This window comes from Microcoleus sp. PH2017_09_SFU_O_A, from assembly GCF_020738625.1.
Lineage (GTDB): Bacteria > Cyanobacteriota > Cyanobacteriia > Cyanobacteriales > Microcoleaceae > Microcoleus.
In genome coordinates this window covers 62,589-81,245 of record NZ_JAEQCF010000045.1, presented here as the reverse complement: position 1 = coordinate 81,245, position 18,657 = coordinate 62,589, and the positions used below count along the sequence as shown (strand labels likewise).

The following is an 18,657-nucleotide window of genomic DNA, read 5'->3' as shown; positions in this document are numbered from 1 at the left end:
GAAAACAACGTAATTTCAACGGCCCACTCTTCAACCCGCGGAGGCGGGTTTTGTCTGTATAGGCGCGAATTCCATTCGCCCGCTCTTCTGGCATTCATTTCACGCCAAAATCAAAGATTATGACGTGAGATGAATTTCCGAGTTAACAGCTAAGGAACGAAAATTTAATAATTTAAACAGCTCCTACAGTCCTCTCTCCTATACTCTGGGAAGTAAAAGGAGGCAGAGCCTGGTAACAAGCAAGTCGATTAAGTTATTAAATTGCCATTCCTAATCACATCGGCAAGTCCAGCAATCAGTCGCAGATTGTCCGCCCGATCGCGCACGGCGACTCGGAAAAATCGATCGCCCAACTCAGGAAAACTCAAACAATCTCGAATCAAAATCCGGTGTTGTTGCAACAGACTTTTTTGAATTGCAGCCACCGACACCGACGACTCAACTAACAAGAAATTAGCCGCCCCAGCCATTGGCCGCAAACCGGGTAAATCAGCCAAACCCTCAAACAGCTCTCGCCGAGCCCCAGGCAGCCAATCCCAAGTTTGCCGCTCAAAAGCAGCATCTCGCACCATAGCAGCAGCCGCCGCCGCAGCCAAGGCATTCACAGGCCAAGGATCGCGCAGCAACTGCCAGCGACGCAGGATGTCGGGATGGGCGATCGCACATCCCATCCGCAGTCCCGGCAGAGAATAGAATTTGGTGAGCGATCGTAAAATCACCAAATTCGGAAATTCCTCAACTAGAGCGATCGAACTTTGCTGCTCTGCTGGCGGTAGAAAGTCCATAAAGGCCTCATCCACCACCACCATACCCAACTGCTCCAAATAAGGCCGAATCGCCTCCCTACCGAAGAGCAAACCCGTAGGATTGTGAGGGTTGTTTAGCAACAAAGCTCGATCGGCGCCGAGAGCAAGAGGAACCGGGAGAGGGAAAGAAGGAGAGACAAGGGAACCGTTAGAAACCGATAAATCATCGCTTACCAATCCGTTTCCGGTTCCAGCATCCAACGATTTGAGATCCAACCCAGATGTTCCACCATTCTCAATTACTTGTTTGGGAACAGGCAAGATGCCTGTTCCACAAGAAAATTCATCCCTTGTGGAATGGGCATCTTGCCCGTTCTTGACAATGGTGCAAGATGTGAGATCCAAAGGACAATCGAGCACCTGCGCGCCGAAAGCCGAAAGAGCTCGCCAGTAATCGCCAAAAGCCGGAGTCACCAAATAAGTCGCCTCCAGCTTCGACAAATCCCAAGCCGCCCAAGTCAACAATTCCGCCGATCCATTCCCCGGCAAAATCCAATCCGGATCAACATTCAATGCCTCACCCAAAGCAGTCCGGAGCTCTCCATAATCCGGGTCTGGGTAAGCCGTGAGACTGCTCAAATGAGCTTGAATCGCAGCCAGGGCAGACTCAGGAGGGCCCAAAGGACTGATACTGGCAGAAAAATCGAGAATAGCAGAGGGAGGGCAGCCAGCCAATGCGGCTGCCCAAGCTAAATTCCCACCGTGTACAGGTCTAATCAAGACTCAGTTCACCAATTAAATTTTGGGTTCTTTCGGCGGTGCAACTCTGTCCTTAAACAACTTACCTGCGGAAAATGCAGGAACTTTAGTTGCCGGGATTTCCATCTTGTCGCCAGTTTTGGGATTGCGACCCTCCCGGGCCTTGCGTTCCCGCGACTCAAACGAGCCAAAACCGACCAATGTCACCTTGTCGCCGTCGGAGACAGCTTTCATGATTGCTTCCAAGGCTGCACTCAAAACGGCATCTGCCTGTTTTTTCGTGACACTAGCATTTTCGGCCACTACATCAACCAATTCACCTTTGTTCATTCAGAACTCCTTCTGGGATTTGCAAAATACGTTAAACAGAGTTCAACTATTAGCTGTGAGTTGTAACTGTATTGGAGTTTGGGTTGAGAGCGTTTGGGTTATCCCCTATTACTCCAGCCCGCTTCCCCAATTAAGAACTCCTGCTGAATACTAATTACCCTAGGGTAATTGGTCAGAAAAGGAATTTTTGTTTTTAGTTGCTGAAAACCCGACAGCATCTAATTTTCACTGCATTATTCTAAAGTCTTGCCGACCCTTATGGATCGGTGGAACCTTTAATTTATATGGATTCGGACAATTTTTAGAATTAATACCTAAATTTAGGTAAAAAAATACCTCTTTGGAGAGAAGATTTCTTGCCTCCGTGGATTTGAAATTTGAAAATAAGTAAAAATAGCAGGAATAAAATGTCATTTGTCAAGGGTTAAACAAAACTTTTTTTCCTGATTCCTGATTGCTTCTGAGAGAAAGAAGGTGAATTAAAAGGAATAAAGTCTGAATTGTCAAGGGGAAAAGAAATATTTCTTTTCCTCGAACCTCTTCTCTCTTCCCATTCGTGTCACCAATCGCCTAAAAACCTTTGTATCTCTATCTCTCGTTTATAGCCGAGGCCCGATCCCCCTAAATCCCCCTTAAGAAGGGGAGTAGGGGTTGACTTTGAGAAGAATCCTGTCCCTCTCCCCGGATAGTCGTTTGTATCTCTCGTTTATAGCCGAGTCTCGATCCCCCTAAATCCCCCTTAAGAAGGGGAGTAGGGGTTGACTTTGAGAAGAATCCTGTCCCTCTCCCCGGATAGTCGGGGGACTTGGACGACGCTCTTCTCTCCCGGATAGTCGGGGGACTTGGACGACGCTCTTCTCTCCCGGATAGTCGGGGGACTTGGACGACGCTCTTGTCCCCCCCTTCTTAAGGGGGGTTAGGGGGGATCTAGACTCGGCAAATCGTCAGACAGCAGACCGGCACGACTTTTGACCTTAAGTTGACACCTCTTCCTTCATCCCGATGCCCTCTTTGCCCGATGCCCGATGCCCGATGCCCCATGCCTACTGTCTGGGCTGGACGGGTTGACTGCGCTGCAACAGTTGGCGGGCGTCGGGACTGATGTTGTTTTGGTAGCCAAAGTTCGATCGATCGCTATCGTCCAAAATCTGGGGAGTCAGCAATACAATCAACTCTGCCCGCTGGTTATCCTTAGTGGTGCTCCTGAACAGCGAACCGATAATCGGCAAATCTCCCAAAATCGGAATCTTGTTTGCTGTAATCCGTTCTTCGTCGCGGATAATCCCCGAAACAATCAAAGTTTGACCGTCCCGCAGGCGAATTAGCCCCGATTGCAACGATCGCTCGCCCAGCAGCGTTATCTGATTGGTGTTCGCGCCCGTGGCCAGATCTCGAGTGGAGCCCGGTGTCCTGATAATCGGGTTCACCCGCAAAGAAACAAAGCCATTATCGTCAACCCGATCGATCGCCACCCCCAACTGCAAACCGGCCTTATCTTTCACTGCCGTCGTGGTTGTGGTACTTGTATTTCCCGTGGTCTGCGTTTGCTGAGTGATGTTAGTAATTATCTCATCAGTAATATTCACATTCGCCGTTTCTCCTTCTTGAACCACCAGAGTTGGATCGGTGAGGATTTTGGCATTCCGGGTTTCAATAGTTGCCTGCAACGCCGACAGGAACCTCCTCGGATATTGCAACAGCGGGAACAGGGCGAAAGTCGCACTGCCACCCGGGCCAGGCTCGTAAGTTTCAACCCCAACTCGTCCGGGGTTACCAGTAATTGCTGTCGGGCGGAGGAACACCCCGCCACTGTTAGGTACGTTGATTAAATTGCCATTCCGATCGTAGGTAGGAGTCCCTGTTAGAGGCACGTTGATTAAATTGCCCCTCTGATCGTAGATAGGCTCCACGGCTCCTATGGGGTTGGGGACGATCGGCGGAGTCGATCGATTGTTGGGATTGTTGACATCACCGACTGTAGCCGGCCGCAAGCCACCAAAATTGAGACTTGCTACTCCGTCCTGATTGACAAAGAAATTGTTATTAATTCCGAAAGAGAAACTGCTGCTACTTCTGTTGTTTCCCAGCAAGTTGACATCGATCACCTTGACGTTGACAGCCACTTGACGGCGGCGCAAATCTAGCTGAGTCAAGAAAGCTACCGCAACATCAACTTTGCGCGGATCGCCCACCAAAGTGATCGAATTGAGCCTCGCATCCGCCAGCACCGACAGTCCCCTCAGCAAGAGCGGCCCGTTGCCATCCTTGGCACCAATTGCCTTAATGTCCGGTTCCCGAATTTCCACATCCCGCGCCGTATTTCCCTGGCCCACGGTTTGAATAGTCACCCGAGTAATGGGGAGTTGAGTTTCTGCACCTTGAGCACTCAAAAAGTTAGCTGCATCGGTAGATCTGACTTGATTGAGTCGCAGCGTCCGAACGATAATATTGCGCGAGTCCAGAGGCAAATTAGAACCGACAAAAATCGTGCGCCCGACGCGGTTGGCTTGCAGCCCGCTGATCCGCAGCACGTAGTTGAAAACATCTTGCACCGACTCATTTTCGATGTCCAAAGAAATCTTCGGCCCTTCATCGGCGCCTCCTGCTGCTCCCGGTGCGGCCGCCGGAGCGGCTTGGCCTGGTTGGCCGGGGGCCCCGCCGCCTGTAAAAGCAATGTTCAATCCCGCAGCCCTGGCCAGCAGAGCTAAAACGTCGCGGACTGGGGCATCGCGCAGCACCAAACGGGGGATGCGTTCTCCCGAACTCAGTTCAATACTTGCCCCAGCCGGCGCGATGTTAGAAACTGCGATATCTCCCAAGGGCGGCGCTACAGCCCGCGGCTGGAAAGACGGAGCTTGATTGTTCTGAGATTGTATTTCGCTGGGGAGGGGCGGGCGATCGTTCCTAGTAATAGTAACTTCGGGATTTTGCAGCATCACGCCCGGGGTTTGCGACGTGCGGACGGGGGCCGGCCGGGAAGTTGTTGGGCTCAGCGGCAGTCCTGGAGGTGGCGGAGGTACATTTTGGGCTTGGTTTAGCGAGGGCAATGCAGCCTGTGTTGCTGGGGCAGACTGCGCTGTCCCGCCCTGTCCGGCAACGGTGAGGACGATGCTTTGGCCTTGTCCGGGCACAAATTGTCCGTTGGGAATTCCGTTGGTTCCTGCCACTACAACGCGGATGCTGTTAGCTTCTACCTGGGTGATTTCTACTGAGGAAATGCCCGGAGCTGGGTTATCTTGCCGGAAGCTGTTGCCTTGGCGCAGGCGGAGCTGGGTGTTGGTAATCGTGGCTTGGTAGGTATTGCCGCTGTTGATGCCAAAAACTTGCGGGCGATCGCCCTTTTCGGTAGCTAGGACAATATTTACGCCATTATTAGCTTGACTTACTTGCACTCCTGTGACTTTAGTCGGCGCTGCCGAGACTGGCGCTTGGGCGAGCATAACTCCGGCAACGCTGCTCAAGAGTCCTCCACTTAACCGTAGATGCTGTTTCACGTTCTCTCCTCTACACTTTATTATTTATGGGCATGGGGCATGGGGCATGGGGCATGGGGCATGGGGCATGGGGCATGGGGCATGGGGCATGGGGCATGGGGCATGGGGCATGGGTTATTAGTTATTGGTTATTGGTGAGGGCCTACTAATGTCCAATGCCCAATGCCCCATGCCCTGGGAAGGCCGATGCCCACGGAGCCCTATGGGCACATCATCTTACTGAAACGAAGGCTATATCTTCTCGATTCGAGCCTGTGTTTGAAGGAAGAAGTTAGAATGAATTCGGCAAAAAGCCTAATTTTAGATTGCCATATATTTTTGTTCGCGGCATTCATATTTTGGCGTTCTATCTTCTACCTCCTGCTGAAAAAGCAACTTTCAAAAAAGAGCTAATATCAGCAATAATACGGCTACTTAGCAGCAGGACTTGGAGCCGGAGTTGGCAGTTTTTCTTCTTGCTTTAACGGCAGCAGCGCGTGCAAGTCAAAAGCCGTTTTAATTTTAGTTTGTGGCTGCTCCACAGGGACTATTCTTCCCTTCAAAAAATCTATTTGCATAGACTGAGTTGATGTTAGCAATTCAGATTTCAAATTCCTCACTACCAACAGCGACTGCATCAACTCCAAGTTACGCATGAAATTGCGGGTTTGAGCGAAACTGCCTTCAAACTCTACCTTATATTTTTTGCGTCTGAGCTTGCCAGCCAGGGACGGCCCGAAGGACGTATCGCTGAGAATATCAGGGTCGGGAGCTCCCGGCACGGGTGCTGGTGCTCCTGCTGGCGGGACATCCGGCTCAAATTTGGTAATTTTAGCCTTGAGGTCGTCCCCTTGCACGCCGGCGTTGATGCGATTAACCAGTTGGTTCATGTCAAGCAGCAGCGTGTTAGATCCTGCGTCGCTAGCAAACATTGCCGTCACGTTGGCCCGGCGCTGTTTGGCTTCTTCTTGCTTTGCTTGTGCTTCTGACTTTTTGAGAATTAGAGTTTGCAATTCGACTTGCGTTTTCTTGCTGGCGGCAATTTTTTGTTTAATTTCGTCGCTTTTTTGGAATTCCGGGAGTACGAACTGGGAGCCGACGTAGCCGGCTATTCCGAGGCCGAGAACCGCGATGCCTATTGCTTGGACTTGGGGTGTCAGCTTAATGCCAAATATTTCCTGAGTCCCTGCTTCTTCTGCTTGTGCCCCGCTGGGAATAAACTCTGCTGTCATGGTTTTTTCACCTCTGTTTTTTCTGGTTCTAGCACTCCTTTTTCTTGAAGTGTTTCTATCCGTATTGCTAGCCCGTCTGCTTGCTTGCTCCGCAGCTCGGGGAGCAACTCGGAGGCGCCAGTCGGGCTGAGCGTTGTTTCAATTTTATATTCCACCACCGGCCGCAGTTTGGGAAGTTCTGCTGCTGCTGCGTTTGGGTTCCGCACTTGTAATTGCGTGGGGTTGCTTTTTAATGTGGCCGCTACCAGTTTGGTATCGGTGTTGAGGAAGAAAGGAGAGCGCTGGACTAGAAGCATAAAGTCGTTAACTTGAGCAAAGGTACTGGCTATCCCTGAAATTTGTACTTTTGCCGCCTGTGGCGGGGCGACTGGGATAGGAGCAGCCACCGGGGTGGGGCTGGCTGGGGATGGACTCGCGCCGGGGGATGGACTCGCGCCGGGGGATGCGGCGGGAGTTGCCGCGGGGGGAGGGGGTGCTGCTGCAACGGGGGCGGGACTGGGGTCGATTTGCTCGATTTTGGCAATTTGCAGTCCGGCGGGAGTGCGGGCACTCAGGTCTTGCAGCATCGCCGACCAAGGTTTAATTTGGTCGAATACTCCGGCTAATGCTTTGTATTCGGCGGTAACTTTGTCGGTTTCGGCGTTGATGGCTTTGATGGCGTTGGCTTGAGTGCTTAACCTTGCCAGTTCTTGTTCGATGTTTGCTTGTTCTGTAGCCAAGCTGCTATTTTGGCTGGTCGCCCACCACCAGGCGCCCATGACGGCGGCATTGAGACCCAAGGCAAACAGCCCCGCCCCAATTAGGGGCAGTTGGTCTTTGGCTCCCCCGGAACTTCTTCTAGCTGAGCTTTTGGCTGCTGTGACTGGTTTGTAGTCGGGGCGATCGTTGAGAAAATTAATATCTAGGCTGTACATGGCTTCACTGGATTTTATAGCAGAAGGAAGAAGGAAGAAGGAAGAAGGAAGAAGGAAGAAGGAAGAAGGAAGAAGGCATGAAAGGCTTGGCTCAAGGTAAAAAGAAGGAAGAAGGAAGAAGGAGGAAATCCTGTGGAAGGTGCAATCTGCCGCATGGTTTGAGCAATTAAGAACGTCCCAACCGTCTTGGCTGTTGCTATAGATTTTAATTTGAAATTTTAGATTTTAGACAGAGCGCCAGATTGCCGGTATAAGTGAAGGATTTATTTAGGGAAGAAAGAAACAACTTTCTGCCTTCTACTGAAGGAAGTGGTTGCTTCTACCTCCGATATTCTACCTTTTACCTTTTACCTTTTACCTCCAATATTCTACCTTCTGTATCAGGGGGCTTCTTTTTGCGGAAGAAGCTTTTTCCTAAAATTCTCAAATCTGTTTTTCTATTATCTAAAACTCTTAGGTCACATTACCTCCCTGAGTCCTAAACCTAAGGCTACTCCTAAGCCTGCTCGCTGTTCTGGGCTAATTTCTTCGCTGATTTCGAGTCCTAGGGTTTCGATTGGGTCTACTTGAGATGCCGGCAAGCTTAATCTTTGCATGAAAAATTCGTCAAGTTTGCCGATCGCAGCTCCTGGCCCTGCTAGCAACAGTTGCGCTACTTCGAGTTCTTCGCTCTGGTTGAGGTAAAAGTCTACTGAACGGCGCAGTTCGTCTGCTAGTTCTCCCAATACTTTAATCATCGCATTGGTGCCGGGATTGGTGTCTCCCGATGCGCCCATTGTGTCTGTGACTGGTAGGGTCATGCCTTGCAGTTCGCTGGTGTCTCTGGTGGGAGGCAGGTTCATGGCTTGGTTGAGGGCGGTCTGGATTTGGTAGGTGCCGATCGGGATAGTACGGTTAAATTGCGGTATGCCGTCCACTACTATAGCTAACTCGGTACTGTCAAATTCTATGTCGGTGAGGACTGCTGCTTCTTGGGAGGAAAATTGTTGCAGTTGGTCTTTGAGGGTGCGGATCAGAGCAAAGCTGGTTACTTCTAACACGTCTATATCCAGTCCGGCTTCTTTGAAGGTTTCGATGTATGTATCGGTAACTTCTCTGCGGGTTGCAACTAATACGACTTGCACTTTTTCTACGCCGTCGTCATCTACAAATAGGCCTATTTTTTGATAGTCTACGTCGGCGTCTTCTCTGGGAAACGGCAAGTACAGCCCTGCTTCTGCGTTCATGTAATCCCGGAGTTCTTCTTCGTTGAGCTCTGCGGGAACTGGAATTAGCCTGATCACGGCTTCGCGGCCGGGAATGGCGGTGGCTACTTTCTTGGCTTTGATTTTGTTTTCAGCCATCAGGGTGCGTATTAGTTCTGCCATTCCCGGCGGATCGACTATTTGCCCTTCTTGTATGATGTCTTCTGGTACTTCCATTGAGGCTAGGAGACCCAATTTTAATGCCTGAGCTTTCTTTTCGATCTGAATGATGTTGATGCGATCTGGGGCTATTTCGATCCCGATTCCAGGCTGGCGTGGGGAAAGTAGACCTTTGAAAAAGTTAACCATAGGATTGGGTCGTCGGTAATTGGTATTTTTTTATGTTGTACGCTTGCCAGCCTGATTGGGCCGTTGGCTGTTGGAAGATTGGTTTCCAACTCCCGCCGATACTGCGATCGCTGCGATCTCGGTATCCCGCCTGATTCTGCGCTGCACAGTCTTTGTGGCGCGATCGCCAGTTTCGATTTTATGCTATCCAATTTACTTGACAATAGCTATTCTGTTGCGAATGTCAACAAATTTAAACTCGATCGACCGAAAACCTGCCGGTTATGCAGCAAAACCGACTCTCTCCCTCCCGGGCCCGCACACAAAACTCTGGCGCTTGAGCCCAGGAGGGCTTTGGGAGGGCGATGCTTGTTTTCTCCTTAGCTAACCTTGAATCTCAAAATTTATTTCTATGAAACGTAAATCTTGGCAACTGTTCGCTGTGTTTGGGCTGGTGGGGCTGCTGCTGGCTGCGGTGGTAAGTTGCAGCAAGCCGGCTGTTAATTCCCAGGCCAAGAATGCGGACGCGATCGAGTTTTGGACTATGCAACTGCAACCTCAGTTTACTGAGTATTTCAACAAGACGATCGCCGGTTTTGAAGCGGAAAATCCCGGAGTGAAGGTGCGCTGGGTGGACGTGCCTTGGTCGGCGATGGAAAGCAAGATTTTGGGGGCTGTGTCGGCGAAAACTGCGCCGGATGTGGTGAACCTGAATCCTGATTTTGCTTCGCTGTTGGCGGGGCGCAATGCTTGGCTGGATTTGGACTCTCGGATTTCGCAGCAAGTGCGATCGAGCTATCTGCCAAATATCTGGAAAGCTAGTGTACTTGAGGGCAAGACTTTTGGCATTCCTTGGTATCTTACAACTCCGGTAACTATTTACAATACGGATTTGTTTAAAAAAGCTGGAATTACCAAGCCTCCGGCTACCTATGCCGAGTTGGCAACTGTTGCAAAACAGGTAAAAGAGAAAACTGGTAAGTTTGCTTTTTTTGCGACTTTTGTACCGGAGGATTCGGCGGAAGTGTTGCAATCTTTCGTGCAGATGGGTGTGCCTTTGGTGGACGCTCAAGGTAAGGCTGCTTTTAATACAGCTAAGGGCAAAGCTGTTTTTCAGTATTGGGTTGATTTGTACAAGGGCGGGCTGTTACCGCAGGATGTTTTGGTGCAGGGACACCGCAGGGCGATCGAGCTTTATCAAGCTGGAGAAACTGCTTTGTTGGGTTCCGGGCCTCAGTTTTTAAAGGCGATCGCCGAGAATGCTCCGAGTATTGGTGCTGTTTCAACTGCTGCGCCTCAAATTACCGGAGAAACTGGCAAGAAAACTGTGGCAGTAATGAATTTAGTTATCCCTCGCGATAGCAAGCGGCCTGATGATGCTGTCAAGTTTGCTTTGTACGTAACTAATTCTCAAAATCAGTTAGCTTTTGCGAAGGCTGCTAATGTTTTGCCTTCCACGATTGAGACTTTGCAGGACGGTTATTTTAAGAGCGTTCCTGCCGATGCTGCTTCGAGCGATCGAGCTAGGATTATCAGCGCTTCTGGGTTGGACAAAGCCGAGTTGTTGATTCCGCCTCTCAAGGATGTTAAGAAGTTGCAAAAGGCAATTTATGACAATTTGCAAGCAGCAATGTTAGGCGAAAAACCAGTAGAGCAAGCTGTCACTGATGCGGCGGCGGCTTGGAATCAAAGGTAGTTTTTTATTAAAGCTGGGGCAACTTTTTTTTTAGTTCGCCCCTTGCTTTTTTTTGCAACTTGACATATCATTAAATAATGGAAATCCGTGTCGCCATATATATAAGTAAATATCAGCATTAAAATTATCATCCTAGGTTCGTAGTGAGGACTTTAGTCCTTCTTTAGTACAACTAATATTATCGTTTCCGGTTGTATGGTCAGGTGATTTAACCGCAGAGAACACAGAGGACACAGAGAGAGAGAATAGAGATCTGAATGCAAGACGATGGTATCGGATTTGATATAGATTGCTCACGAGAAACCCGTGCGATCGCTCCTGCATATAAGTTATAATTAAACTAGGTAATAACTCCGACGCTACCGCAGGAGGCAACTATGCAAATTAAAAACAGCAATCCAATGGGAAAAGTTTTTGCCACTCTGACAATCGTTAATCGAGCCGACCAAATTCGGGCAGAAGATGGGACGATTCTAGAAGACCAAATTCGGTCGATCGTCCTCAAAAACGTATTGGTGGACACAGGGGCTACTACCTTGTGTCTGCCAAAAGAGGCGATCGCCAAACTGGGACTAAAACTCCTCAAAGAAGTAGACGTAGCAACAGCAATGGGTATTGGCAAAGCCCGCATTTTTCAAGATGCTAAAATATCAATGTTTGACCGGGAAGGCACTTTCGAGTGCTTGGAGTTACCGGGAGGTAATGATGCACTTTTGGGTGTCATACCTTTAGAATCATTGGGATTGGAAATAGACTTGCAAAATCAAATCTTGAAACCTTTACCCATCAGTCCGACTGAAACCTATTTAACGATTTTGTAGCGCTAACCCCCATTTTTGAGACGGTTGTGCGTTGACAAGTGCGATCGTTTTTCTCAATTCAGCAATATTGTAGCGTTCGTCAGCGAGGGCCCTAATTTTCAGGTGGGGAATCAGAAGTGGCTGATGCACCCTACTATTTTATGAAAACTAATATTATCGTTTCGAGTTGTATGGGAATAATTTAACCACAGAGAACACAGAGGACACAGAGGGAGAGAATAGAGATCTGAATGCAGGTTATGACAATTTGCAAGCGGCAATGTTAGGTGAAAAACCAGTAGAGGAAGCTGTCACTGATGCGGCGGCGGCTTGGAATCAAAGGTAGTTTTTTATTAAAGCTGGGGCAACTTTTTTTTTAGTTCGCCTCTTGCTTTTTTTTGCAACTTGACATATCATTAAATAATGGAAATCCGTGCCGCCATATATATAGGTCAATATCGGCATTAAAACTATTATCCTAGGTTCGTAGTGAGGACTTTAGTCCTTCTTTAGTAAAAGTAATATTATCGTTTCGAGTTGTATGGGAATAATTTAACCGCAGAGAACACAGAGGACACAGAGAGAGAATAGAGATTTGAATGGAGGACAATGGTATCGGCTGAATAAGTAGGGCTAGAAGTTATTCTAGTTGTCAAGGCAAGCCCAAGGGATGAAGAGAAGACTTTAGTTGGTGCATTTAGCTTTTGGGGTTTTCAAGTCCCAAAAGCCTTTCGACATCAATTATGCAATCGCCCCTCTTGACTTGTCAAGACAGTATCTACAGAATTTGGAATGGTTTTTGTGAAGCGAGCCCCAACCGACTACCAATTAATATGAGGATATTTCCATTCGTAATAATTGGGAAACACAAAATTAGTAAACGAAACCGAAATACTCACATCCAGGGATTTTACGTGATGCCACCAACCCACAGGAATAAAAATAACTTCTCCCGGTTCCAAAATCACCTCAATGATTTTCGCCTCTCTGTAAAGCGGATACTTTTCGTAGTCAGGATTTTCGCCGTCAACCTTGCTGAAAACTCCGACATGATTGTAAAGTAGAGGTGTTTGCTGCGGACAAATCAACTTAATTAATTTGCGTCCCGATACCTGTGCTAAAACTAAGTTAACCGGGTCGTGGTGTAGCGGTGTAATTGTACCTTTCGGGCCAAACCAAAAGAAAATTCTGCCTTTGGTATCGTCGGGAGTCAGATATTCTGGGAAAATTTCAAAGTCGTTGAATAGCGGTTTAAATTCCTCTCTTTCCAGAGTTTGGTTGTTAGCAACCATGTAGCAGTCGTTGCTAGGGCCGCCGTTGACGACCATATCTATATATTCGCGGAACTGAACGGTTTTTTTGTGGTTGTGTATCTTAATTTCGTAATCCGGGTCAGAATTGCGGTTGGCTTGAATTTCCACCTCTGCATCGCCGTATTTTTCCTGCAAATACTCTGGCGTCCACAACTGTAAGGCTTTCCAGTTGTGCATGATGTTGGTAATAATTACCGGAGTGTTTTTTGCGTAGTAATTTTCGAGAAAATACTCTCTAGAAAGACTGCTTTTCCGTTCGATTGTGCCAAACTTGGAAGAGAGGGCTGCTAATTGATTGTTGATGGTTAGTTGCGATTCCAGTTTCTGCAATAACTGTACGTAATGGCTGCCTGCTTGGAAGTACGGATGAGAGGATATGGCTGTAACTTCTGCGGTTGCTATTTCGGCATCAATGCCTGTATTTATTAGGCCTTGAATGATGTCTGCATCTGGTTGATTTAATAATTTGTTAGCCGCCACCCACTGTTTCAGATTGTCGGGGACTTCGGGTTTGCTTGGCGCTGCTGCGAGTAGATTGGGCAAGTTTTGTGTCAGCCATTCTAGATTAACCTGTTGTTCTTCGGTTAGGGTAATCCGCAAAGGGGGAAGTGTGATGGTTAGGGGTTGGGTGTCAGGCATGATTGGAGTGTTTTGTTTTGGGGTGGTTTTGTTTTGCTTGAAGTTGCTTAACTAATATAGCAATCTGGTTGGATTTGTGAATGAGTTGTTTTATAATCTGCGATAATAAACAGGCGAGACGCCTGTTCCACGGGCGCTAATAAAGAGAGAGAGGGTTGCTATCACTATTTTAGCTTAATGAGTGTTGGCTGTTTGAGTTTTCTGGGTGCGATCGCTTTTGTCCGGATTTTTTTGTTAATTTTAAGTTAAGGTTGCAGATTTTTTATCCATTGGCGGGTTCCGAAATATTTGCAGGAATCGGAAGCTGTCTTCGCTGCGGCGCTTAGGGCGTTTGTAAAGTTTTTTTGTAAAATGTAGTGACAGAAAGCGCCGTGAAAGATGTCGCCGGCGCCTAATGTGTCTGCGGCTTGTATTTGGGGCACTTCTACACTACCAAAACTGCCTTTGCACAAGTATTGGATTGGTTTTTCGCCGCGTGTGATGGCAATGTTGGGTATTCCGGCTGCTGAGAGATAAGCAAAGACTTGTTCGGAATTGTGACAGTCTGGCGGGTGAAAGTTATCCGAACACACAGCCCATTCAACGAAGGGCAATATTTTTTCTAATCCGGGTTTCCAACTGCCGCCATCGAGGACGATTGGAATGTTTTTTGATTGGGCGAGTTGAGCAATTTCTTGGCTGGCTGGGATTTGATGTCCGTCAAACAGTATGATATTAACTGATGTTAAAATATCTCGGTTAATTGCTTGGCTGTCAACCTGGGATTTAGTAGCATTCACTGAGATTACTGCCCGATCGCCCGTTGCTTGAGTTACGATAATCGAAGAGACTGGCGGAGAGTGCGATCGCCCTGGCTGCAAATCCATTATCCTGACATTGTACTCTGCTAAGTCTGCACGGATTAATTGGGCGATCGCGTGAGTACCGAAAACTCCCGCCAACACCGCCGCATTCCCCAAACCGCTAAAAGCCACCGCAGCATTTGTCGCCGGCCCGCCCGCAGCAATGGTAGAATCAACAGCAACAACTTTCTGATTTTCCCCCGGAGGCTTGGAGGCTAAATAAATTAAATCCAAAGTCGCCAATCCCAAAAACAATCCAGTCTTCATAATCTGTCTGATATTTTTTCTTGTGATATTGGTTCTTAAATCTGTGGCATGGGCGTCCCGCCCGTGTTATATCTGCGGTTAAAAATAAAAAACATCAAAATGCAGCCAAATCCCAATACAGGAACACTGTACATTGTCGGAACGCCGATCGGCAATCTCGAAGATATGACATATCGCGCCATCCGAATTTTGCAAACAGCAGACTTCATCGCCGCCGAAGACACGCGCCACACGGGCAAACTTTTACACCACTTTCAAATAAAAACGCCCCAAATCAGCTATCACGAACATAACCAACACCAGCGACTCCCGGAATTAATCGATAAACTGCTGTTAGGAAAAAGTATCGCCCTCGTCACCGACGCCGGAATGCCGGGAATTTCCGACCCCGGATACGAATTAGTCAAAGCCTGCGCCGATGCTAATATTAACATTATTCCGATTCCCGGCCCGAGCGCTTGTATAGTTGGGATAAGTGCATCGGGATTACCTACAGACAGATTTGTGTTTGAAGGATTTTTACCCACCAAAGGTCAAGAACGCCAGCGGAGTTTAGAAAGTTTGCAAATAGAATCGCGCACTATTATCTTATACGAATCTCCGCACCGATTGCGGCAAACTTTACAAGATTTAGCAAACACCTTGGGAAGCGACAGACAGATTGTACTGGCGCGGGAGTTGACTAAAATGCACGAAGAATTTTGGCGCGGTAGTATGGAAAGTGCGATCGAACTTTACACCACACGCGAACCCCAGGGAGAATTTACTCTAATAATTGGCGGGCTGCAAACAGACGCACCAATTTTTTCAGAAGACGCCATCAAAGCCGAATTGCAAACATTAATCGCAGAAGGCATAAGTCGTTCCCAGGCCAGCCGCCAACTCGCGCAACAAACATCCCTCCCCCGCCGCCAAATCTACCAACTAGCCCTCACAATTGGCGACAACGAATCACCAGAACAACCTTTAGAAGACTTGTGAATAACTCTCTCTTCTCCTTCTCTGCGCCCTCTGCGCCCTCTGCGGTTAAATAAAAAAAGCTAAATAATCACACTAATAAATTCTATGGTACGCGGAAACTACGATCGCCAAAAACCCTATTTACGCAACCCCCACATCAACAAACCAATCGCCGAAATCTATGCAGACTTAGACGCCTTTAGCTGGGAGATATTTGAAGACCAACCCCACCGCTTCGATACAGTCAGTTTCTACGTCTTGCTTCCCCCGCTGTTTTACGAAGGAAAATTCATCAAAGGGATTTACTTCAGCGAAGGAGTCGAACTGATAAACAAACTCTTTCCCCAACTTTCCTCAGTATTTCATTCCTTCACCTATTCCCCCGGAACGTCCTACTCCTGGGCACCCGTAGCCGACGCTTACTCCAGTTTATACAAAAATCCGCAGCGAGCCAAGTGGTTTCGCGAAACATATCCCGATCGCGCCAACAAACCAATCATACCACTGCAAGACACCGACTTCATCAACGAATACTTAATTTCCCCTCGCAACGTCCCCGCCAAAGACATCGACCTCCTCGCCGTCGCCCGATTTTCCGAAGAAAAGAACTTGCCGATGATTGCCAAAGCCTTAAAAATTTATCGGCAAAAGTATCCGCAAAAACTCATAAAATTAACAGTTGTCAGCGGTCACGACTTTGATGTTAATAACTTGAAAACTCTCGACGAGAACGCATTAAAAGAATTGCACGAAGTTGAAACAATTTTAGGAAATACCTCCGACTACATCAACTTACTGCCGCGAGTTGACTACTATCAAGAAATCCCTAACTATTATTCGCGGGCACAAGCATTCGTCCTGGGTTCCCTTCTCGAAGGCAAAAACCGGGGAATTACCGAAGCCATGAGTTGCAACGTACCAGTAATTTGTTTTGAAGAATTCAACCAATACGCCCGAGGAAACTCGCCCGTTTTCCCGGAAGGTGCGGGTCTTTATTCCAAATTTGACGCGGAATCCTTAGCGGATACGATTCATACAGTATTGCAAAATCAAACTGAATTCAAACCGCGATATCAGTATTTAAAGCATTGCGGTCGCAAGAACTTTTTCAATACTTGCCTTGACAGTTTTCCCTACTACCAGCATAACATTCCCGACTACAAAACGGGAGCGGGATTTAAGAATTTGTGGCTGGATTTGGCCGTGCAGCAAAATTATCAAGTCAGCTTGGATAGTTTTTTGTATGGAGGTTCTCCGCTATCTCACATTCGCGGGACAAATGCGATCGGGCAAAATCTCGGTGAATTAACCAAGTTTTTAGGCTAATTCCCAATTAATTATGTAGGGTGCGTCAGTTGGGTTTGTTTGATGATAATCGAGTAAATTAAATCTGACTCACCGACTTAAGATGTAATTCTTGATACTAAAATCTAAAATCTAAAATCTAAAATCTAAAATCTAAAATAGTATTAGGATGTCACTCAGCAGGAGAAACACAGAATGCACGACTTAAAAGTTGTCATTATCGGTGCCGGAATTGGTGGCTTAACTGCCGGTATCGCCCTCCAACAAGCAGGTTATGAAGTTGCAATTTACGATCGCGTAAAAGAACTGCGTCCAGCAGGCGCTGGTATCTCCATGTGGTCGAACGGCGTCAAAGTTCTCAACCGCCTTGGTTTAGGCGCAAATATGGCGCAAATTGGCGGAAAAATGGAGCGCATGGAATACCGCACCAAAATCGGTCAACTGCTAAATGACATCGATTTAATGCCGCTAATTCAACAAGTCGGTCAGCGTCCTTATCCGGTGGCGCGCCGTGACTTACAACAAATGTTATTAGCAGCTTTTAAGGAAGAAGTCAAGCTCGATCGCAAATGTATTGCCGTGGAAGAAGACGCAACCGGAGTAACTGCAATTTTTGAGAACGGAGACAAAGCGCGCGGCGATTTGTTGGTGGCTGCTGACGGCGTTCGCTCAATTTTGCGAACCCATGTATTGGGCTGCGAAGTACAGCCGAAATACGGCGGTTATATCAATTGGAACGGGCTAGTAGCGGCGGATGAAGCACTAGCGCCGCCAAATACTTGGGCGATTTATGTCGGTGACTGCAAGCGCGCCTCATTAATGCCCGTAGCGGGCGATCGCTTTTACTTTTTCTTTGATGTTCCGTTACCCACAGGAACTCCCGCCAATCCCGACAATTACAAAGCCGAACTTAAAGAACATTTTGCAGGTTGGGCCGAACCAGTGCAATTGTTGATAGAAAGATTAGATCCCAATACAGTCGCCCGCCCGGAAATTCACGACGTAGGCCCGATCGACTCCTACGTTCGCGGTAGAGTTGCTTTGCTGGGAGATTCCGCCCACGCTACCTGCCCGGATTTGGGCCAGGGAGGCTGTCAAGCCATGGAAGATGGACTCGTACTCAGCAACTACCTTTCGACTACGAATTTAGGCGTAGAATACGCGCTCAAACGCTACGAAACTGAGCGCAAGCAGCGGGCGAATGCAGTTGTCGAAAAAGCGCGCCAGCGTGCCGAACAAATTCACGGCAAAGATCCGCAGGTGACACAACTTTGGTACGAACAACTGGCTAAGGAACAGCCAAGTGATGTCACAGATGCGATCGCCAAAGTCATCATGGCAGGGCCCCTACACTAGCACAATCTTCTAGCGGGAAAATCAATCAAAAATTAGCATTTAACCTTACAATAATGTCAGGCAAACTTACTACTCACGTTCTCGACACAGCCCGCGGCTGTCCGGCGGCAAATATGTCGATCGCCCTGCAATCAATTGACCCCAACTCCGGCGCCAAAATCCTGCTAAAAACTGTAACAACTAATGCTGACGGCCGCACCGCTGCTCCGCTACTATCAGAAAACGAGTTCAAACCGGGAATTTATGAATTAGTCTTTGCTGTTGGCGAATACTTCGCGCAGTCCGCCGAAAATTTGCCCGATCCGCCTTTTTTAAACAGCGTTCCAATTCAGTTCGGCATCGCCGACCCAAGCTCACACTATCACGTACCGCTGTTAGTTTCGCCTTGGTCGTACAGCACCTATCGCGGTAGTTGATTAAACAGTTGACAGTTGACAGTTGACAGTTGACAGTTGACAGTTGACAGTTGACAGTTGACAGTTGAGGGCGCAGT

At 48.0% G+C, this 18,657-nt stretch carries 16 protein-coding genes; 8 read left to right on the top strand and 8 right to left on the bottom strand.

Annotation, left to right across the window (positions count from 1 at the left end):
• Positions 1 to 248 precede the first annotated feature (248 nt).
• The 6 genes from JGK16_RS17750 to pilM form a co-directional block, all read right to left on the bottom strand.
• Complete coding sequence (locus JGK16_RS17750) at positions 249 to 1,526, bottom strand: threonine-phosphate decarboxylase (protein WP_293191558.1); 1,278 nt, start codon at positions 1,524 to 1,526, stop codon at positions 249 to 251.
• Between the two features lie 15 nt (positions 1,527 to 1,541).
• Complete coding sequence (locus JGK16_RS17745; RefSeq protein WP_293148925.1) at positions 1,542 to 1,835, bottom strand: HU family DNA-binding protein; 294 nt, start codon at positions 1,833 to 1,835, stop codon at positions 1,542 to 1,544.
• Positions 1,836 to 2,878: 1,043 nt separating this feature from the next.
• Positions 2,879 to 5,329, bottom strand: a complete 2,451-nt coding sequence (locus JGK16_RS17740; protein WP_293191556.1) for a type IV pilus secretin family protein — start codon at positions 5,327 to 5,329, stop codon at positions 2,879 to 2,881.
• 410 nt (positions 5,330 to 5,739) lie between these two features.
• On the bottom strand, positions 5,740 to 6,540 hold the full coding sequence (locus tag JGK16_RS17735) for a pilus assembly protein PilO (protein WP_293182090.1): 801 nt from the start codon (positions 6,538 to 6,540) through the stop codon (positions 5,740 to 5,742).
• Positions 6,537 to 7,454 carry a PilN domain-containing protein gene (locus JGK16_RS17730; protein WP_293182088.1) on the bottom strand — a complete coding sequence of 306 codons (918 nt, stop codon included), beginning with the start codon at positions 7,452 to 7,454 and terminating at the stop codon, positions 6,537 to 6,539. Before JGK16_RS17730 ends, JGK16_RS17735 begins: the two co-directional genes overlap by 4 nt.
• Positions 7,455 to 7,912: 458 nt before the next feature.
• Positions 7,913 to 9,007: a type IV pilus assembly protein PilM gene (pilM, locus tag JGK16_RS17725; protein ID WP_293182086.1), complete on the bottom strand. Its 1,095-nt coding sequence runs from the start codon at positions 9,005 to 9,007 to the stop codon at positions 7,913 to 7,915.
• 70 nt (positions 9,008 to 9,077) lie between these two features.
• On the opposite strand from pilM, the gene JGK16_RS17720 reads away from it, so the two are divergent.
• The 4 genes from JGK16_RS17720 to JGK16_RS17705 all read left to right on the top strand — a co-directional run bounded on the left by JGK16_RS17720 (position 9,078) and on the right by JGK16_RS17705 (position 11,828).
• Positions 9,078 to 9,374, top strand: coding sequence for a hypothetical protein (locus JGK16_RS17720; RefSeq protein WP_293182084.1), 297 nt, complete (start codon positions 9,078 to 9,080; stop codon positions 9,372 to 9,374).
• Positions 9,375 to 9,398: 24 nt separating this feature from the next.
• Positions 9,399 to 10,682, top strand: coding sequence for a sugar ABC transporter substrate-binding protein (locus JGK16_RS17715; protein WP_293191553.1), 1,284 nt, complete (start codon positions 9,399 to 9,401; stop codon positions 10,680 to 10,682).
• 377 nt (positions 10,683 to 11,059) lie between these two features.
• Positions 11,060 to 11,503: a retroviral-like aspartic protease family protein gene (locus JGK16_RS17710; RefSeq protein ID WP_293191551.1), complete on the top strand. Its 444-nt coding sequence runs from the start codon at positions 11,060 to 11,062 to the stop codon at positions 11,501 to 11,503.
• Between the two features lie 166 nt (positions 11,504 to 11,669).
• A complete protein-coding gene (locus JGK16_RS17705; RefSeq protein ID WP_293203311.1) occupies positions 11,670 to 11,828 on the top strand; it encodes a hypothetical protein in 159 nt (52 codons plus the stop codon).
• Positions 11,829 to 12,303: 475 nt separating this feature from the next.
• Here the strand turns inward: JGK16_RS17705 and JGK16_RS17700 are convergent, their stop codons facing one another.
• Positions 12,304 to 13,434, bottom strand: coding sequence for a cupin-like domain-containing protein (locus tag JGK16_RS17700; protein ID WP_293191549.1), 1,131 nt, complete (start codon positions 13,432 to 13,434; stop codon positions 12,304 to 12,306).
• Between the two features lie 245 nt (positions 13,435 to 13,679).
• On the bottom strand, positions 13,680 to 14,543 hold the full coding sequence (locus JGK16_RS17695) for a sugar kinase (protein WP_293191547.1): 864 nt from the start codon (positions 14,541 to 14,543) through the stop codon (positions 13,680 to 13,682).
• Between the two features lie 99 nt (positions 14,544 to 14,642).
• Between JGK16_RS17695 and rsmI the strand changes: the two genes are divergently transcribed.
• The 4 genes from rsmI (at position 14,643) to uraH (ending at position 18,580) form a co-directional block, all read left to right on the top strand.
• A complete protein-coding gene (rsmI, locus tag JGK16_RS17690; RefSeq protein WP_293191544.1) occupies positions 14,643 to 15,524 on the top strand; it encodes a 16S rRNA (cytidine(1402)-2'-O)-methyltransferase in 882 nt (293 codons plus the stop codon).
• Between the two features lie 84 nt (positions 15,525 to 15,608).
• Positions 15,609 to 16,829, top strand: a complete 1,221-nt coding sequence (locus JGK16_RS17685; RefSeq protein WP_293191541.1) for a glycosyltransferase — start codon at positions 15,609 to 15,611, stop codon at positions 16,827 to 16,829.
• A gap of 174 nt (positions 16,830 to 17,003) precedes the next feature.
• Positions 17,004 to 18,164 (top strand): FAD-dependent urate hydroxylase HpxO, encoded by a 1,161-nt coding sequence (hpxO, locus tag JGK16_RS17680; protein WP_293191538.1) that lies wholly within the window; start codon positions 17,004 to 17,006, stop codon positions 18,162 to 18,164.
• A 53-nt stretch (positions 18,165 to 18,217) separates the two neighbouring features.
• Positions 18,218 to 18,580 (top strand): hydroxyisourate hydrolase, encoded by a 363-nt coding sequence (gene uraH / locus JGK16_RS17675; protein ID WP_293182068.1) that lies wholly within the window; start codon positions 18,218 to 18,220, stop codon positions 18,578 to 18,580.
• Positions 18,581 to 18,657 lie beyond the last annotated feature (77 nt).

Excerpts from the sequence above, each read along its gene's own strand:
- JGK16_RS17745 (WP_293148925.1), bottom strand. The coding sequence starts at position 1,835 with ATGAACAAAGGTGAATTGGTTGATGTAGTGGCCGAAAATGCTAGTGTC.
- JGK16_RS17735 (WP_293182090.1), bottom strand. The coding sequence starts at position 6,540 with ATGACAGCAGAGTTTATTCCCAGCGGGGCACAAGCAGAAGAAGCAGGG.
- JGK16_RS17730 (WP_293182088.1), bottom strand. The coding sequence starts at position 7,454 with ATGTACAGCCTAGATATTAATTTTCTCAACGATCGCCCCGACTACAAA.
- pilM (WP_293182086.1), bottom strand. The coding sequence starts at position 9,007 with ATGGTTAACTTTTTCAAAGGTCTACTTTCCCCACGCCAGCCTGGAATC.
- JGK16_RS17715 (WP_293191553.1), top strand. The coding sequence starts at position 9,399 with ATGAAACGTAAATCTTGGCAACTGTTCGCTGTGTTTGGGCTGGTGGGG.
- JGK16_RS17710 (WP_293191551.1), top strand. The coding sequence starts at position 11,060 with ATGCAAATTAAAAACAGCAATCCAATGGGAAAAGTTTTTGCCACTCTG.
- JGK16_RS17700 (WP_293191549.1), bottom strand. The coding sequence starts at position 13,434 with ATGCCTGACACCCAACCCCTAACCATCACACTTCCCCCTTTGCGGATT.
- JGK16_RS17695 (WP_293191547.1), bottom strand. The coding sequence starts at position 14,543 with ATGAAGACTGGATTGTTTTTGGGATTGGCGACTTTGGATTTAATTTAT.
- rsmI (WP_293191544.1), top strand. The coding sequence starts at position 14,643 with ATGCAGCCAAATCCCAATACAGGAACACTGTACATTGTCGGAACGCCG.
- JGK16_RS17685 (WP_293191541.1), top strand. The coding sequence starts at position 15,609 with ATGGTACGCGGAAACTACGATCGCCAAAAACCCTATTTACGCAACCCC.
- hpxO (WP_293191538.1), top strand. The coding sequence starts at position 17,004 with ATGCACGACTTAAAAGTTGTCATTATCGGTGCCGGAATTGGTGGCTTA.
- uraH (WP_293182068.1), top strand. The coding sequence starts at position 18,218 with ATGTCAGGCAAACTTACTACTCACGTTCTCGACACAGCCCGCGGCTGT.